The 16,759-nt window shown below is 42.7% G+C and carries 18 protein-coding genes and 2 riboswitches; of the genes, 16 read left to right on the top strand and 2 right to left on the bottom strand.

Annotated elements, in window-relative coordinates; translation table 11 throughout:
- The first annotated feature begins 6 nt into the window (after nucleotides 1-6).
- From ACZ5B7_RS25540 to ACZ5B7_RS25530, 3 genes are read left to right on the top strand one after another with little or no spacing between them, the layout of a single operon-like run.
- A complete protein-coding gene (locus tag ACZ5B7_RS25540; RefSeq protein ID WP_464491418.1) occupies nucleotides 7-828 on the top strand; it encodes an ABC transporter ATP-binding protein in 822 nt (273 codons plus the stop codon).
- Complete coding sequence (locus ACZ5B7_RS25535) at nucleotides 821-1,618, top strand: IucA/IucC family C-terminal-domain containing protein (protein WP_464491417.1); 798 nt, start codon at nucleotides 821-823, stop codon at nucleotides 1,616-1,618. Before ACZ5B7_RS25540 ends, ACZ5B7_RS25535 begins: the two co-directional genes overlap by 8 nt.
- Nucleotides 1,578-1,829 carry a DUF2573 family protein gene (locus tag ACZ5B7_RS25530; protein WP_378582858.1) on the top strand — a complete coding sequence of 84 codons (252 nt, stop codon included), beginning with the start codon at nucleotides 1,578-1,580 and terminating at the stop codon, nucleotides 1,827-1,829. The genes ACZ5B7_RS25535 and ACZ5B7_RS25530 overlap by 41 nt, the downstream gene beginning before the upstream one ends.
- A gap of 164 nt (nucleotides 1,830-1,993) precedes the next feature.
- Here ACZ5B7_RS25530 and ACZ5B7_RS25525 read toward each other — a convergent pair whose 3' ends face one another.
- Nucleotides 1,994-2,125 (bottom strand): YuzL family protein, encoded by a 132-nt coding sequence (locus tag ACZ5B7_RS25525; protein ID WP_213117818.1) that lies wholly within the window; start codon nucleotides 2,123-2,125, stop codon nucleotides 1,994-1,996.
- A 220-nt stretch (nucleotides 2,126-2,345) separates the two neighbouring features.
- Here ACZ5B7_RS25525 and ACZ5B7_RS25520 point away from each other — a divergent pair, with 220 nt between their 5' ends.
- The 8 genes from ACZ5B7_RS25520 to ACZ5B7_RS25485 all read left to right on the top strand — a co-directional run bounded on the left by ACZ5B7_RS25520 (nucleotide 2,346) and on the right by ACZ5B7_RS25485 (nucleotide 10,037).
- Nucleotides 2,346-4,733, top strand: a complete 2,388-nt coding sequence (locus tag ACZ5B7_RS25520) for a 3-hydroxyacyl-CoA dehydrogenase/enoyl-CoA hydratase family protein (RefSeq protein ID WP_464491416.1) — start codon at nucleotides 2,346-2,348, stop codon at nucleotides 4,731-4,733.
- 108 nt (nucleotides 4,734-4,841) lie between these two features.
- Complete coding sequence (locus ACZ5B7_RS25515; protein ID WP_423799493.1) at nucleotides 4,842-6,017, top strand: acetyl-CoA C-acetyltransferase; 1,176 nt, start codon at nucleotides 4,842-4,844, stop codon at nucleotides 6,015-6,017.
- Nucleotides 6,018-6,090: 73 nt separating this feature from the next.
- On the top strand, nucleotides 6,091-7,872 hold the full coding sequence (locus ACZ5B7_RS25510) for an acyl-CoA dehydrogenase family protein (protein WP_423799492.1): 1,782 nt from the start codon (nucleotides 6,091-6,093) through the stop codon (nucleotides 7,870-7,872).
- A gap of 178 nt (nucleotides 7,873-8,050) precedes the next feature.
- On the top strand, nucleotides 8,051-8,410 hold the full coding sequence (locus ACZ5B7_RS25505; protein ID WP_217032103.1) for an arsenate reductase family protein: 360 nt from the start codon (nucleotides 8,051-8,053) through the stop codon (nucleotides 8,408-8,410).
- 72 nt (nucleotides 8,411-8,482) lie between these two features.
- A complete protein-coding gene (gene gcvH / locus ACZ5B7_RS25500; RefSeq protein ID WP_464491415.1) occupies nucleotides 8,483-8,866 on the top strand; it encodes a glycine cleavage system protein GcvH in 384 nt (127 codons plus the stop codon).
- Between the two features lie 109 nt (nucleotides 8,867-8,975).
- Nucleotides 8,976-9,215, top strand: a complete 240-nt coding sequence (locus ACZ5B7_RS25495) for a YusG family protein (protein WP_213144319.1) — start codon at nucleotides 8,976-8,978, stop codon at nucleotides 9,213-9,215.
- Between the two features lie 145 nt (nucleotides 9,216-9,360).
- Entirely contained in the window at nucleotides 9,361-9,717 is a 357-nt protein-coding gene (locus tag ACZ5B7_RS25490) for a toprim domain-containing protein (protein ID WP_213117825.1), read from the top strand.
- Nucleotides 9,718-9,725: 8 nt separating this feature from the next.
- Nucleotides 9,726-10,037, top strand: coding sequence for a thioredoxin family protein (locus ACZ5B7_RS25485; RefSeq protein WP_464491414.1), 312 nt, complete (start codon nucleotides 9,726-9,728; stop codon nucleotides 10,035-10,037).
- Between the two features lie 585 nt (nucleotides 10,038-10,622).
- Here the strand turns inward: ACZ5B7_RS25485 and ACZ5B7_RS25480 are convergent.
- Nucleotides 10,623-11,402 (bottom strand): nuclease-related domain-containing protein, encoded by a 780-nt coding sequence (locus ACZ5B7_RS25480; protein WP_464491413.1) that lies wholly within the window; start codon nucleotides 11,400-11,402, stop codon nucleotides 10,623-10,625.
- Nucleotides 11,403-11,790: 388 nt separating this feature from the next.
- On the opposite strand from ACZ5B7_RS25480, the gene ACZ5B7_RS25475 reads away from it, so the two are divergent.
- The 5 genes from ACZ5B7_RS25475 (at nucleotide 11,791) to ACZ5B7_RS25455 (ending at nucleotide 16,601) form a co-directional block, all read left to right on the top strand.
- On the top strand, nucleotides 11,791-12,147 hold the full coding sequence (locus ACZ5B7_RS25475) for an SCP2 sterol-binding domain-containing protein (protein WP_464491412.1): 357 nt from the start codon (nucleotides 11,791-11,793) through the stop codon (nucleotides 12,145-12,147).
- An 81-nt stretch (nucleotides 12,148-12,228) separates the two neighbouring features.
- Nucleotides 12,229-12,331, top strand: a riboswitch (SAM riboswitch).
- A 69-nt stretch (nucleotides 12,332-12,400) separates the two neighbouring features.
- A complete protein-coding gene (locus ACZ5B7_RS25470) occupies nucleotides 12,401-13,717 on the top strand; it encodes an O-acetylhomoserine aminocarboxypropyltransferase/cysteine synthase family protein (RefSeq protein WP_464491411.1) in 1,317 nt (438 codons plus the stop codon).
- A gap of 125 nt (nucleotides 13,718-13,842) precedes the next feature.
- Nucleotides 13,843-13,949, top strand: a riboswitch (SAM riboswitch).
- 122 nt (nucleotides 13,950-14,071) lie between these two features.
- Nucleotides 14,072-15,097: a methionine ABC transporter ATP-binding protein gene (locus ACZ5B7_RS25465; protein ID WP_464491410.1), complete on the top strand. Its 1,026-nt coding sequence runs from the start codon at nucleotides 14,072-14,074 to the stop codon at nucleotides 15,095-15,097.
- A complete protein-coding gene (locus ACZ5B7_RS25460; RefSeq protein ID WP_213144325.1) occupies nucleotides 15,090-15,755 on the top strand; it encodes a methionine ABC transporter permease in 666 nt (221 codons plus the stop codon). The genes ACZ5B7_RS25465 and ACZ5B7_RS25460 overlap by 8 nt, the downstream gene beginning before the upstream one ends.
- Nucleotides 15,756-15,770: 15 nt before the next feature.
- Entirely contained in the window at nucleotides 15,771-16,601 is an 831-nt protein-coding gene (locus ACZ5B7_RS25455; protein WP_217032090.1) for a MetQ/NlpA family ABC transporter substrate-binding protein, read from the top strand.
- Nucleotides 16,602-16,759: the final 158 nt, after the last annotated feature.

The following is a 16,759-nucleotide window of genomic DNA, read 5'->3' as shown; positions in this document are numbered from 1 at the left end:
CTTTATATGACAAGTTCGATTGAAACAAAGGAGTTGTCCATATCCTACGGAGAAACTCTCATCATAAAGGAATTAGATTTAAAAATTCCTAAGGGTGAAATTACTGTCTTTATAGGTGCAAATGGATGCGGGAAATCGACTCTGCTTCGTTCAATTGCCCGTCTTCTAAAGCCGAAAAGCGGCTCTGTTCTTCTTGATGGTAAAGCAATCTCCAAGTTATCGACAAAGGAGATTGCAAAAAAAATGGCGATTTTGCCACAGTCACCGACTGCACCTGAAGGCTTAACTGTCCTGCAACTTGTTAAGCAGGGACGCTATCCACACCAAACTTGGCTGCGGCAGTGGTCGGAAGAGGATGAGAAAAAGGTAAACGATGCCCTTAAAGCAACACGGCTAGAGGATTTAAAGGACAGACCTGTGGATTCCCTTTCCGGCGGCCAAAGGCAACGGGCTTGGATTGCCATGACCCTGGCTCAGGATACGGAAATTATTTTACTTGATGAGCCGACGACCTACCTGGACATGACCCACCAAATCGAGATTCTTGATTTGCTTTTTGAATTAAATGAGAAGAAAAAACGGACGGTGGTCATGGTGCTACACGACCTAAATCTTGCCTGCCGTTATGCCCATAATATTGTCGCCATCAAGAATCAAAACGTCTACGCCCAGGGAAAGCCGGAGCTTGTAATCAACTGCAGCCTGGTGAAAAACGTCTTTGATATGGACTGCGAGGTAACAATGGACCCGCTGTTCGGAACTCCACTATGCATTCCATATGGCAAGGGAAGATGTATATTAGATAAGGCGGCGGCTGCCAATGGTTAAACTGCTAACAGATGAAGAAATTGCTGTACTAAGTAAATACAGGCTTAAAGCTGCTTTGAAAGATTCCTTTGAAGCAGCTCATTTACTTGATGAAGCCTTCTTAAAAAATTTTATGGCGGACCTTTCCGATGCGATTGGTGCTCCTTCGGAAAAAATAGCTGCCTCGATTTTTATCAAAAGATATGCCTTTTTAGCGGTAATTTCGCTTTATGCGATGACCGCTTGGAATAAAAAAATCAATGTTTCGTTAGATAAAGTGAGGATGGCGTCAGCATCTAAATTGGAAAACTGGCTCCCGGCCTTTTCTCTCAAGGATTTTACAGCTGACGATTGGGATACCAGGGAAGCACGTTCTGAATGGCGGAAAGGTGTGATCAAAGAGCTTTTTGCAAAAAATATTTACCCGCTGATAACACTGTTTGAAAAAACATTTGGTATTTCGAAATTGATTCTGTGGGAAAATATTGCTGTTTATATATTTTGGCTGTACGAATCACAATTAAAAGAACATAAAAATGCAGTAGAGGATTTTTCGTTCTTAATTTTTGAAGCGGAAGGGTCTTTGTTTGGCCGCTATAAGCTGAACCCACTGCAAAAATATTACGTTGAAAAAATCTATTTGGATGAGCAGGCAGAGGAGGTACGTATCAGAAAAACGTGCTGCTTTACATACCAGCTTGAGGGCAGCAGCAAACGCTGCAAAACTTGCCCGTGCAGTCTAAATGTCAAGAATGGAAGGTGTCAGGAAGATGGAGAAGGATTTTGCTCAGCAGTTCGAGGCCTTGCTTGAGAAATATAGTGAGCTGTTGGTTGGGGAAACTGATGGAGAGACAAAAGAAAAAGTTAAGGCTTGGGCCCTGTACTCGCACATCGCCAAGTCGATGCCAGCGTTAATCGGCCACTGGAGTGCGCTTTATCCGGAAGCGCGCGCGGAAATGAAGGAAATTATTAATGAAATTAAGGTCTTAAATGAACAGCATCGGCAGTCTACGCAGAAGTAATTTTTCGATTCGCCGATAGAATTGCCGGATTCGCCGATAGAGACTTGAAATTCGCCGATAGAAGTCCAGAATTCGCCGATAGAATCGAAAAATTCGCCGATAGACAACTCCGAATGCGAATTTCCACCAAAAAAGGTGCTCCCAGAGCACCTTTTTTCTAACAATTATCGTTTAAATTGACTATTCTGGCTGTTTTGCTTGTCCACTCCGCTTGCTTCGCGGCCCGGTCCGGCATTTCCTTGCACACTCGCTGCGCTGACGCCTGCCTTAGACGGATTTTTCTTCATTTTCGCCATTGATTATCACCTCAAAACATAGGTTGCCCAGCACCCAAAATATATATCGTAGTGAGAAGAAGAATCATTATTCAAAAAAATTTCAATTTTCCACGTTTACCGATTGCACAATTTTTTGAAATATCTTATAGTAATTAGTAGTAAAACTCATTCAGGTGTTTGAAATTTTTTTTACCCAAAAAATGAATGAGGATTCATTCAAAGTTTGAAGGGGGAGACAATGTTGAACCAATTAATCAAAAAAGCAGCCGTTTTAGGATCCGGAGTTATGGGTTCAGGTATTGCGGCACATCTAGCAAATATCGGCATTCCAACACTATTATTGGATATCGTGCCACGTGAATTGACAAAAGAAGAAGCAGCCAAAGGACTTACATTAGAAGATAAACAGGTACGTAACCGCATCGCAGCCACAAACATACAAAAATTACTTAAGCAAAAGCCAGCACCACTTTCAGCCAAGAAGAATATCGCGCTAATCGAAGCAGGTAATCTTGAAGATGACCTAGAGAAACTGAAAGATGTTGACTGGGTGATCGAAGTAGTTGTTGAAAACCTCAATGTTAAGAAGCAAGTTTTTGAAAAAGTTGACCAATACCGCAAACCAGGCAGCATCATTAGCTCCAATACTTCTGGTATCTCTGTTGAAGCGATGGTGGAAGGCCGTTCAGAGGATTTCCAAAAGCACTTCCTTGGAACACACTTTTTCAACCCGCCGCGCTACCTGAAATTATTAGAGATCATCCCTACACAGTATACTGACGCAGAAGTGCTTTCATTCATGAAAACATTTGGCGAGGATGTCTTAGGTAAAGGTGTCGTTGTAGCGAAGGATACACCAAACTTTATCGCCAACCGCATCGGAACTTACGGCCTGCTCGTCACTGTCCGCGAAATGTTAAAGGGCGGGTACAGTGTCGGTGAAGTTGATTCCCTCACTGGTCCACTAATTGGCCGTGCAAAAAGTGCTACCTTCCGAACTCTTGATGTAGTTGGACTAGACACTTTCTATCACGTTGCTGGAAACGTGTACGAAAAAGTCGAAGGTCACGAGAAGGAAGTTTTTGAAGTACCTGCTTTCCTAAAGCAAATGATTGAAAACGGCTGGTTAGGAAGCAAGTCTGGGCAAGGTTTCTTCAAGAAACAAGGTAAAGAAATTCTTGAACTGGATCCACATACACTTGAATACGGACCGCGCAAAAAACTGTCCACCCCTTCCATGGAGTTGGCGAAACAGGAGAAGGGCACTGGCAACAAATTGAAAGCGCTTGTTTACGCAAATGACCGTGCCGGACAATTCTTGTGGAATACCAACTCTCAAAACTTAGTTTATTCCGCTAAGCTTTTAGGAGAAATTGCAGACAATATCGTCTCCATTGACCGTGCCATGAAATGGGGCTTCGGCTGGGAGCACGGACCGTTCGAAGCATGGGATGCCATCGGTGTTGAAAAATCGGTAGCGAAGATGAAGGAACAAGGCATGGAAGTCCCTTCGTGGGTAACCGAAATGCTCGAAAAAGGCTTCACTTCCTTCTATAAAGAAGAAAATAACGAGCTTTACTACTACGATAAAAGTGAATACAAGCTTGTTGAGTTCAATCCAAAAGCGATTGACCTTAAGAAAATTAAGAAACAAAAAGGCGTTATTAAGAAAAACAGCGGCGCAAGCCTAATCGATATCGGTGATGGAGTAGCACTCTTAGAGTTCCATTCTCCAAACAATGCACTTGGCATGGACACGATCCAAATGATTAACTTTGCTGTTGATGAAGTGGAGAAAAACTACAAGGGTCTTGTTATTGGCAACCAAGGCAAGAACTTCTGCGTCGGTGCTAACCTGGCAATGATGCTGATGGAAGCGCAGGATGACAACTATTGGGAGCTTGACATGGTAGTTCGTCAGCTTCACAAAGCATTATTAAAAGTAAAATACAGCGCCAAACCGGTTGTCGCAGCGCCATTTGGCATGACACTTGGCGGCGGTGCTGAGGTTTGCTTGCCATCTGCACATATTCAAGCTTCTGCTGAAACGTATATGGGTCTTGTTGAAGTCGGTGTCGGCCTGCTGCCTGGCGGTGGCGGAAACAAAGAGCTTTACATTAAGCACTTGGAAAACATTCCAAACGGCGTACAATTTGACCTGCAGCAGGTTGCCAATAAAGTTTTTGAAGCAATTGCAACTGCGAAAGTTTCCACTTCTGGTGAAGAAGCACGCGAAAACAATTTCTTAAGCAAAGCCGACGGCATCAGCGTCAACGGCGACCATCTTTTATACGATGCGAAGCAGGCTGTTCTTGCACTACATGAGAAAGGCTACAAAGCACGCGTGAAGAAAAAGGTTCCGGTTGTCGGTGAAACAGGCTATGCAACACTTTTACTTGGTGCAGAAGCGATGAAGCTTTCCGGCTACATCTCTGAGCATGATTTAAAAATTGCCAAGAAAGTTGCTTACGTCATTGCCGGCGGTAAAGTACCATATGGTACCGAAGTAGACGAGGAATATCTATTAGACCTTGAAAGAGAAGCTTTCTTAAGCTTAATCAAAGAACCTAAAACACAGCAGCGCATGCAGCACATGCTTGTGAAAGGGAAGCCGTTAAGAAACTAGAAAACGAGCTATAAGCATTAAAAAATATGTGACAGCAGGGGCCCTCGTGCCCTTGGCAGACATATAGATTCGTATATTCCAAGATTGGAAGAAAGAGAGGGAACTTGCATGAGAGAAGCGGTAATCGTTGCCGGAGCAAGAACACCGGTCGGCAAATCGAAAAAAGGAACGCTTGCCCAGGTTCGTCCTGATGATTTGGGGGCATTAGTCGTTAAAGAAACATTAAAGCGTGCCGGAAATTATGATGGAAATATCGATGATTTAGTCATTGGCTGCGCGACCCCTGAAGCAGAGCAAGGCATGAACGTGGCAAGAAACATTGGGGCATTGGCAGGACTTCCGCACACGGTTCCAGCCATCACTGTCAATCGTTTCTGTTCATCCGGTTTGCAGGCAGTTGCGTATGCAGCACAGTCCATCATGCTTGGGCACACTGACACAGCGATCGCCGGCGGCGTGGAATCAATGAGCTTGCTGCCAATGGGCGGACACGTGATCCGGCCAAACGCAAAATTAGTCGAAAGCGCACCGGAATATTACATGGGAATGGGTCATACAGCTGAAGAGGTAGCGAAAAAATATGGCATTTCCCGTGAAGAGCAGGATGCTTTTGCAGTAAGAAGCCATCAAAGAGCTTTCAAAGCTATCCAGGAAGGCAAATTTGTTGATGAAATCGTTCCAGTTGATGTTACTTTCCGTTCTGTCGGCAAAGACAATAAACTGGTTGAAAAAACAATCAAGTTTTCTGTTGATGAAGGTGTTCGTCCGGAAACAAATCTTGAAACACTTGCAAAGCTTCGTCCTGCATTCTCGGTAACAGGTTCAGTAACTGCCGGTAATGCATCACAAACAAGTGATGGTGCGGCTGCAGTTATGATTATGGACCGCGAAAAAGCTGAAGCACTTGGCCTTAAGCCATTGGCAAGATTCCGCTCCTTCGCTGTCGGCGGCGTTCCGCCGGAAATCATGGGTGTCGGTCCTGTTGTTGCCGTTCCAAAGGCACTTAAGCTCGCTGGCCTTGAGGTTTCCGATATCAACCTGTTTGAATTAAACGAAGCCTTTGCTTCCCAGTCCATCCAGGTCATCCGCGAGCTTGGCCTTGATGAAGAAAAAGTGAACGTAAACGGCGGTGCGATTGCATTAGGCCACCCGCTTGGCTGTACAGGTGCAAAATTAACCTTAACGCTAATCAATGAACTAAGACGCAGACAGGAACAATTCGGTGTCGTTACCATGTGTATCGGCGGCGGAATGGGTGCTGCAGGCGTATTTGAATTACTTTAATTTATTTGGCGGCGGCCCTCCCCTTGAGCGAGTCGCCCCCACCCTGCCAATTTAAAATTAGGAGGAATTTTCGATGACTGAAACTAAAAAAATCGTTAAAGGCGGAGCCTTTTTAATTGAAGATCTTACTTATGATCAAATCTTTACCCCGGAAGATTTTACGGAAGAGCATTTAATGATTGCTAAGACAGCTGAAGACTTTGTGGAAAAAGAAGTTCATCCTGTTCTTGAGCGTCTTGAAAACCATGAATTTGATATTACTGTCAAGCTTTTAAAGGAAGCTGGCGAACTGGGTCTATTAGCTGCTGACGTGCCTGAAGAGTACGAAGGTTTAGGCTTGGACAAAATCACTTCATCTTTAATTACTGAAAAAATGGCCGGCGGCGGCGGTTTCGCGCTTTCCCACGGTGCACACGTAGGTATCGGTTCACTGCCAATCGTTTTATTCGGTAACGAGGACCAAAAGAAACGCTATTTACCAGCCCTTGCATCTGGTGAAAAACTTGCCGCTTACGCACTAACTGAGCCAGGTTCAGGTTCTGACGCTCTAGGCGCAAGAACGACTGCCAAATTAAATGCAGAAGGCACTCACTATATTCTAAACGGCGAAAAGCAATGGATTACCAACGCCGGCTTCGCAGATGTATTTGTTGTTTACGCTAAAATTGACGGTGAAAAGTTCTCAGCATTTATCGTAGACCGTAGCTTCCCTGGAGTTTCTACCGGCGCTGAAGAAAAGAAAATGGGGATCAAGAGCTCATCCACTCGTACCCTTATTTTAGAAGATGTCCCAGTTCCAGTTGAAAACCTACTAGGTGAAATCGGCAAAGGCCACGTTATCGCGTTCAACATCTTAAATATCGGTCGTTACAAGCTTGCAATTGGTGCTGTGGGCGGTTCCAAGAAAGCATTTGAAATGACTGTAAAATATGCAAACGGCCGTCAGCAATTCAAAACACCAATTTCCCAATTTAATTTAACAAAAGAAAAATTCGGAACATTGGCTTCTGAAATTTATGCTGCTGAAAGCTCCGTATGGCGTACAATCGGCCTATATGAAGAAAACCAAGGCAAGCTTTCCGATGAAGAAACTAAAGATATTAAGAAACTTGCGGATTCTATCGCTGAATATGCCATCGAGTGTTCATTAAACAAATTCTTCGGCAGTGAAGTACTTGCCCATGTGGTTGACGAAGGTGTGCAAATCCATGGCGGTTACGGCTTCATGCAGGAGTATCCAATTGAAAGAGCCTACCGTGACGCACGTATCCAGCGTATTTTCGAAGGAACAAACGAAATCAACCGTCTTCTTGTTCCAGGAACGCTTGTGAAAAAAGCGATCAAAGGCGAGCTTCCATTATTCCAAAAAGCAATGGCCCTTCAAGAAGAATTAATGATGTTAATGCCTGAAGAGCCAGGCGATGAGCCATTGGCACAGGAAAAATATCTAGTAAAGCAAGCTAAGAAACTTGCGCTGGTTGCTGCTGGTTTATCAGCTCAAAAATTTGGCAAGGCCCTTGAAAAAGAGCAAGAAATCCTGGCAAATATCGCTGATATCATTTCAGATGTATATTCAATGGAATCTGTTGTGTTACGTACTGAAAAAGCAATTGCCAAAGACGGTGCAGAAAAGAACCAACAGAAGCTTCTTTACACTCAAATCTTCTGCCAAGAAGCGTTTAACCGTATCGAAGCTGTTGCTAAAGAAACCCTTGTGGCTGTTGAACAAGGCGACATGCTGCGCATGATGCTTTCCACACTAAGAAAGCTGACTCGCCACACTCCAATCAACGTAATTGCGAAAAAACGCGAAGCTGCCGATGTCATCATCGAAGCAGAACGTTATTTAGTTTAATATCTTGTAACAGGTCCCCTTTGTTCATGTAGGGGCCCTTTTTTATTTTTGAATTTTTTCGAAACTTGGCAGGATTTTCACGAAATTAGTCGAATTGTTTGGTTGGATATTTTTTATTTTGAAAATAGTTATGGTAATATTCAATTATGACTGAATTTTAGTAAAAGGCGGTGAAAGGATGTCTTTGACTTTTTACTGGTATCCGAAGTGCGGAACATGTCGAAACGCAAAAAAGTGGCTTGACCAGCATGAAGTTAATTACGAGCCAGTACATATCGTGGAAAACCCTCCATCCCGTGAGGAAATTCGAGATTTTTATCAAAAAAGCGGCTTGGAATTAAAGAAGTTTTTCAACACTAGCGGAATGAAATATCGTGAATTAGGCGTTAAAGACAAATTAAAGACCGCTTCCGAAGATGAACTGTTAGACTTGCTTGCGTCTGATGGCATGTTGCTGAAACGCCCGATTTTAACAGACGGTGAACATGTCACTGTCGGCTTTAAAGAAGATGAGTTTGAGAAAGTATGGACGAAATAGTCCACATTAAATTGGCAATCGATATATTTCGATGATAGATATTATTAGCAAAATCATGGAGGGATTTAGACAATGAGTACACCAAAAGAATTGCGTTATACTGAAGAACATGAATGGGTAAAAAACGAAGGCAGCCTCGTGCGTATTGGAATCACCGACTTTGCACAGCATGAATTAGGAGACATCGTGTTCGTTGAACTTCCTGAAGTCGGCGATGAGATCAATGCCGGCGAACCATTCGGCAGCGTTGAGTCTGTTAAGACGGTTTCCGAACTTTATTCTCCCGTAAGCGGCAAGGTTGTTGAAATTAACGAAGACCTGAACGATAACCCTGAATATGTGAACGAATCTCCATATGAAAAAGCATGGATGATCGTGGTTGAAGTCTCAAATAACGGCGAGCTGGATGAACTGCTGACTGCTGAGCAATACGAAGAAATGATTAAAGAAGATTAATTTTTTGAGCGAAAAAGCGCCCATTGCGGGTGCTTTTTCTTTTTATTACCACTTTTTCTTCTGCGTTAATGGGGAAACTATAAATAAAATTATATGGCAGGTGGAAAAAATGGCATTGAATCAACATAAGATAGACGTAACAGACCGGGTAGTGGGCAAGCTCAAAAATGGAGAATTAGAGCTGTTTTTGGAAAATCAGTCAATCGGCATATGTAAGCTTCCAGAGAATGTTCAAATGAAGCTCGAACATCATTTTGAAGCCGAAGGCCAAAAAATATATCAGCATGTCACCACAACAGAGGGCCGGGATGCCAAGTATACTGACTGTGATGATGGTGGATGGTGCTGAGACATGAAAAGATTCCATCATCTTTTAAGCAAATTCCTATTTTTAAAATACTAATGATGGTATAGTTGACATACAAAGATGTGTACACGTATTAGTAATTCCGGAATATGTTAACAGTAAACCACTTCATATCAGGTGATGGATGATGAATGATTCGTATGTTGACAAAGTTCTTATTGTGGAAGGAAAGTCGGACAAAAACAAGGTCAAGAATATTTTAAAAGAGCCCGTCGAAATAATTTGTACAAACGGGACCATTAGCCACACAAAGTTGGATGAGTGGATTGATATTCTTGAGGACAAAGATGTCTACATTCTTGTTGACGCCGATGCTGCAGGTGAAAAGCTGCGCAAGCTTTTTAAAAGAGAATTTCCAAATGCAGAGCATTTATATATAGACCGAATGTACCGCGAAGTGGCAACCGCCCCAGAGCACCACTTAGCAACGGTTCTGCTGGGGGCAAACATTGACGTGCATAAAGAGTTTTTAGAGATGGGCTGAAGTTACTGATGTTAGAATGGAATCGAGATGAATTTTCCGCGTTTTGGGAGAGCGGCGAGCGCGGCGTAGTTTACTTTTATACACCCATGTGCGGGACCTGCCAGGTGGCCGGGAAAATGCTAGTTGTCGCGGAGGCAGCACTTGGGGATGTTAGTATTGGAAAAATGAACTTAAACTACTACCCTGATTTGGCTCGGTCTTTTGCGATTGAGAGTGTGCCGTGTTTATTGTTTGTGGAAGGTGGGCGTGTTGCAGAGACGCTTTATGCATTTCATTCGGTTCCGTATGTGTTGGAGAAAATAAAAGGGTATTTGAGATGATGAACAGACGCCGGGCGGGGCGTCTGTTTTTTGGTTTGAGGAAAAAGATAACCATTAAGGCGTCTTAGAGCCCGAGCTGCCGAAAAATCGAGAGGAAGGGTAACCAATAAAGGGAATGGGTGCCCGGTCCGGTGCAAAATCGAGAGGATAGGTAACCAATAAGGGATATGGGTGCCCAAACCGCTGTAAAACCAAGAGGAAGGGTAACCAATAAAGGGAATGGGTGCCCGGTCCGGCGCAAAATCGAGAGGAAAGGTAACCAATAAGGGGAATGGATGCCCAAACCGCTGTAAAACCAAGAGGAAAGGTAACCAATAAAGGGAATGGGTGCCTGGTCCGGCGCAAAATCGAGAGGAAAGGTAACCAATAAGGGGAATGGGTGCCCAAACCGCTGTAAAACCAAGAGGAAGGGTAACCAATAAAGGGAATGGGTGCCCGGTCCGACGCAAAACCAAGAGGAGGGGTAACCAATAGGGGATATGGGCGCCCGACCCGCTGTAAATCCAAAGGGAAAGGTAACCAATAAAAGGAATGGGTGCCCTAGCCGTAAACTTATTATCCCCCAATACCCAAAAAGGTAATTATTTACTCAAAAAACGACCATTGACCATGTCCTATTAGTTTGTAGTTTTCCTTAAGAACCCTTCGAATCATTTTCTTAGAAAAAACACCCCCGCACCACTCAAACACCAAATTCGTCGTAATCTTAAACTCAGGAAAAAGCAACCTTAACTCCCCAACACTGCGCAGCACTACAGACTCCAGTTTCTCCTGACAACCACACGTATTACAAACCATTTTCCTCTCCCCAACAGAAACAGAAAATGAGCTGCACTGCTGACAATAAGGACCCTTTTTCAGTTCCTCATAACTATAAGCGGGCTTTGTAGCATTTGGATAATCACCTTGATCCAGAGAAATTAACAGGTCTGCCAATCTCTCATGGCCACCATTAAGGTTTGATGGGATATTTTCTAATTTTCTTATGAAGCGATTGAGTTGTGTTGGGTAAATAACATGATTGTTTTGAGGAGCATTGTATAAGGCGAACGTGGGGTTAATATGAACCACGTAGGATTCAACCGGCAAATTAAATCTGTATTCGTCGAGAAGCTGCCGCAGCTTTGACTCGCTCCGAATTAATTGAAGGATAGGGTCGTCAATTTCGGTATCATTTTTACAAAAACGGTCGGGATCAGATTTATAAATATAGTCTCCTTCAAAATTTTTAACATCAATCAGGTAAATTGTTTTTTGAAAAATAATAATAGTATCGATTTGAAAGTATTTTCCTTTCAATTTAAAGAGCAAGTCATTTAATACGATGCAGTTATTCTTCAATCCTTCGGTAATAGCATCAAACATCACTTCTCCTTGATAGCCTTTTTCAAGAGAGTAATACTGTAATACTTTCTCCTGTCTGTATCAGCAAGTGCCATACGCGGGTTTAAGGCACGTAACATAAGCAACTCCTTTGGTACTCCGCGCGATTTTTTTGGTATAGGCATAGTCCGCATCCTCTCAAATAATTAAAAATACCCATATCCAATTTTACTTCAACTTACTGAAACGCAAATTAGAATGTATGAATATTTTGTTAACATTACCAGCATCCAGCATAGTCCGACATATTTCTCGGGAAATGTTAATATTTCCCCACCCGTCCGAAGATAATGTCGAGCAATTCATAAAGGAATAGGCGAATCGCTGCTGAATAGTAATTGGTATAGACGTGGATTCCGGAGTGATTAAAATGATAGAAGAGGTTAATAGCTTTTTAAAAACATTAAAAGACCAAGGCCATATTCTTCCGCTAATTCAGCACGCAGAACTTAGGATTAGCCTAAGCACCACCGAACAGCAATCGGTTCAACTGGTTATTAAAAACGGGGAAATATTCGCCCTCTATGACTCACACTCGGATCAGGCAAATTGCCAAATCCACGGCGGCCCGCAAGAACTAAAGCAACTTCTCGGGGGGCAAGAAAGATTAAGGGTACTGCAACGGAATGGCGCCCTGAACGTAAAAGGCGCACTAAGGACCATATTACTACTGGAATCACTATTTTATTTAACTAAAGGTCAGACAAATCTTGCCAAAATAATTTAATCAAAGGTATTGACTCGGAATTAAAGTTCAGGTATTATTTTTTTAGAATATTCAAGCAACGAACAGCAAACTAAATATACATTCTTATCAAGAGCGGCGGAGGGACTGGCCCGTTGAAGCCCGGCAACCGGTGGACCACACGGTGCTAAATCCAGCAGAGCAAACGGGCTCTGAAAGATAAGAAGAGCGGAGAACCCCCATCTTCTTATAGGAAGCATGGGTTTTATTTTTATATTGGGAGGGAATAAGAACTATGTCAGAAAAACAAAAGAAGTTAAGGTTTGAAACATTAAGTGTTCACGGTGGACTCTCACCAGACCCTGTAACAGGAGCACGGGCGCTACCTATCTATCAAAATAACGCCTACCAATTCAAAAGCACAGAGCATGCCGCCAATCTATTCGCGTTAGCGGAACCTGGGTACATATATACACGGATTCACAATCCAACGACAACTGTTTTTGAAGAAAGAGTATCGCTTCTAGAAGGCGGCGTTGGCGCACTGGCAGTGGCAAGCGGTATGTCTGCCATCACATTGGCCATCTTAAACATTGCCGAAGCGGGTGATGAGATTGTTGCTGCATCCAATCTATATGGTGGAACGTATAATCTATTTGCAGTGACCCTGCCTAAATACGGGATTAATGTGAAGTTTGTCGACCCAGAGAATCCGGAAAACTTCCGTGCCGCCATTACGGAAAAAACAAAAGCTGTTTTCGCTGAAACGATCGGCAACCCAAGCTTAAGAATCCTGGATATTGAAAAAGTAGCCAATATTGCTCATGAAGCAGGGGTTCCTCTTATCGTGGACAATACCTTTGCAACACCATACTTGTGCCGTCCAATTGAGCATGGCGCTGATATCGTCGTTCACTCCGCAACCAAGTGGATATTAGGTAATGGAACAACTACAGGGGGCATTATTGTCGACGGAGGCAAGTTCGATTGGAATTCACCGAAATTCCCTGGCTTAACAACGCCAGACTCCAGCTATAATGACCTTGTTTATGCAGAGGCACTTGGACCAGTTGCTTATATTATTAAAGCACGCGTACAGCTTCTCCGCGACATGGGGCCGGCTTTAAGCCCGCAAAGCTCATTCCAGTTTGTTCTTGGGTTAGAAACGCTTCATGTACGGATGAAAGAGCATGTCGCCAACACCAAAAAGGTAGTGGAATACTTGCATAATCATCCTGCGGTTGAATGGGTTTCTTATCCGGGGCATCCATCACATCCTGACTATGAATTGGCACAAAAATATTTACCTAAGGGCGCTGGTTCAATGGTTGTATTTGGCATTAAAGGCGGAAGAGAAGCCGGTGCGAAATTAATCGATGCGATCACCCTATGGGCGCACGTGGCTAATGTCGGCGATGCCAAGAGCTTAATTATCCACCCAGCAAGCACCACACACCAGCAGCTGGATGCGGAAGGATTAAAGTCAGCGGGTGTTTCTGAGGACTTGATCCGTCTATCCATTGGAATCGAAAATGTTGAGGACTTAGTGGAAGATTTAGAGGACGCAATCGAAGCTGCAACAGGCTTAACATCTTTAAAAACCAATGCCTAAATTTTCCTTAAATAGTTTTTTGAAAATGTAGAATTTTGTCGTTGACACTACTATCTAACCGTGATACTATTACTTTCATAATAATAGTATTAATGCATGTATAATTAAATATAGGATAGCTTTTGCTCTTATCAAGAGAGGTGGAGGGATGTGCCCTATGAAGCCCGGCAACCGTCAATTTTATTGAAATGGTGCCAATTCACACAAAGCCTGCGGCTTTGAAAGATGGGAGAAAGGATTCATTTAATAATGATGCCTTTCTGCCTTTGCAGAGAGGCTTTTTATTTTACTAAAATAGAATTCTTTCATGAAAATTATCAAATCCTATAATAAGGACAAGAAGTAGGTGATTCAATGATTTCCATTAAAAATGTACGAAAGATTTTTTCTACCAAGCAGGGACAGTTAAAAGCTGTTGATGAAGTAAACCTGGATATAAAAGAAGGAGAAATCTTTGGTGTGATCGGATATAGCGGGGCTGGTAAAAGTACCTTAATCCGCATGTTAAATGGCCTTGAGCTGCCTACGGGTGGAACTGTCAACGTGGCTGGCCGGGAGATTTCAAAAATAAAGGGTGCAGAGCTTAGAAAAGCCCGTCAGGAAATCAGCATGATTTTCCAGCACTTCAATCTACTTTGGTCAAGAACAGTTAGCGAAAATATCTCTTTTCCATTAGAGATTGCCGGTGTGAGCGCACCGGAAAGGAAAAAACGAGTTGAAGAGTTGATCAAGTTAGTTGGCCTTGAGGGCAGAGGTGACGCCTACCCTTCACAGTTGAGCGGCGGGCAGAAACAGCGGGTCGGGATTGCCCGGGCCCTTGCCAATAACCCAAAGGTGCTGTTATGTGACGAGGCAACATCAGCGCTCGACCCGCAAACAACAGACTCTATTCTCGACCTTTTAGTGAATATCAATAAACAATTCGGCTTAACGATTGTGCTGATTACTCACGAAATGCATGTCATCCGGAAAATCTGTCATCGAGTAGCGGTCATGGAAAGTGGGCGGATTGTGGAGCTTGGTCCGGTGCTTGATGTATTTAAAAACCCTCAGCAGCCGATTACGAAACGGTTTGTCCAGCAGGTAACCGAACCGGAAAAAACAAAGGAAACAGCAGAGCATTTGCTAGAGCGCTATCCGCATGGAAAGGTCATTCAACTATCGTTTCTTGGGGAAGCAACAGAACAGCCATTAATCACACGTGTGATTCGTGATTTTGATGTCGTAGTAAATATTCTCCAAGGGAATATTTCTCATACGCAAAACGGGTCTTATGGAACATTATTTATTCATTTGGATGGCCAAGCTAATGAAATTCAGAAAGCCATCGATTATATTCACTCGCAGCAAGTGGGCGTGGAGGTGATCAGTAATGGCTGACTTTATGGAATTAGTTAAGTGGGATGAGCTGTTACTGGCAACACGTGAAACGATCTATATGACCGCCATCTCGGTCCTTGCGACATTTATTTTGGGCTTGCTGCTTGGCCTGCTGCTATTTCTAACGAGTAAAGGAAACATATGGCAAAGCCGCGGAGTAAACATTATTATTGCTGGCTTTGTAAATATTTTTAGATCCATTCCCTTTATTATCTTAATTGTTTTATTAATCCCTTTTACTAAAGTTCTCGTTGGGACAATGCTCGGTGCCAATGCTGCACTGCCGGCACTGATTATTGGAGCAGCTCCGTTTTATGCTCGAATGGTGGAAATCGCCCTTAGGGAGATTGATAAAGGTGTGATTGAAGCATCCCAATCAATGGGTGCAACACATGGACATATTATTTTTAAGGTATTAATACCAGAATCCTTGCCAGCATTAATTTCTGGGATTACCGTTACGGCGATTTCACTTGTTGGTTTCACTGCAATGGCTGGGGTCATTGGAGCTGGTGGACTTGGCCATTTTGCCTATCTAGAAGGCTTTCAACGCAACAGGCCAATGGTTACATTAGTGGCAACAATTGCTATTTTAATCTTAGTTTTTATTATCCAATTTATTGGAGATTATTTTACAAAGAGAACAGATAAACGTTAACAGGAGGAGTAAAAAATGAAAAAAGTTCTGGGTTTGATCTTCATTGCGTTTACCGTATTTGCCTTAGCGGCCTGCGGCGGTGCAAAAAATGATTCAGCAGATAAAGATGGGAACAAAAAATTAGTTGTTGGTGCAACTGCTGTACCACACGCAGAAGTACTTGAAGCTGCAAAGCCAATATTGAAGAAAAAAGGTATTGATTTGGAAATTCAAGTTTTCCAAGACTATATTCTGCCAAACGTAGCATTAAAGGATAAAGAAATAGATGCAAACTATTTCCAAACACCTGGGTATTTAGATCTGCAGATGAAAGAAAATAAAGATTTTGATTTTGTCAGTGTGGGCGGGGTTCATAAAGAACCAATCGGCATTTACTCAAAAAAGTATAAAAGTCTAAAAGATCTTCCAAATGGTGCAACCATTATTATGAGTGATTCTTTAAGCGACCACGGCCGTATCCTGCCGATTTTTGAAAAGGCTGGATTAATCAAGCTTAAAGAAGGCGTTGGTGCAAACGCAAGAATAGATGATATCGTTGAAAATCCAAAGAACCTGAAGTTCCCTAAATTAATTGAAGCAAAATTATTAGCATCTTCCTTCGAAAACGGTGAAGGTGATGCGGTTGCCATTAATACTAACTATGCATTAGAAGGCGGCATTGATATTGGAAAATATGGTATTGCCTTTGAAGGCAGTGACGTGGTTCCAGCCAACCTTGTAGTAGTTCGTTCAGAAGACAAAGACCGTAAAGAAATCAAAACACTTGTAGAGGTTCTTCAATCGAAAGAAATTCAAGATTTTATTAAGGATAAATACAAAGGTGCTGTTATTGCGGCAACCGAGTAATTATTAAATATGTAGCAATATTGCAGAAAAGTCAGTGAGGATTCACTGGCTTTTCTGCATTCATTACATGAAAGCTCATTAAGTAGTAAAAAATAGATGCCATAACCACCCATGGCATTTTAGCAAAAAATAAGGTATCATTTTATTCGGGCTTGTAT

The sequence above is a fragment of the Neobacillus sp. S1115 genome, assembly GCF_055385565.1.
The sequence above is the reverse complement of the archived record's forward strand: the minus strand, read 5'-3'. Positions and strand labels throughout refer to the sequence as shown.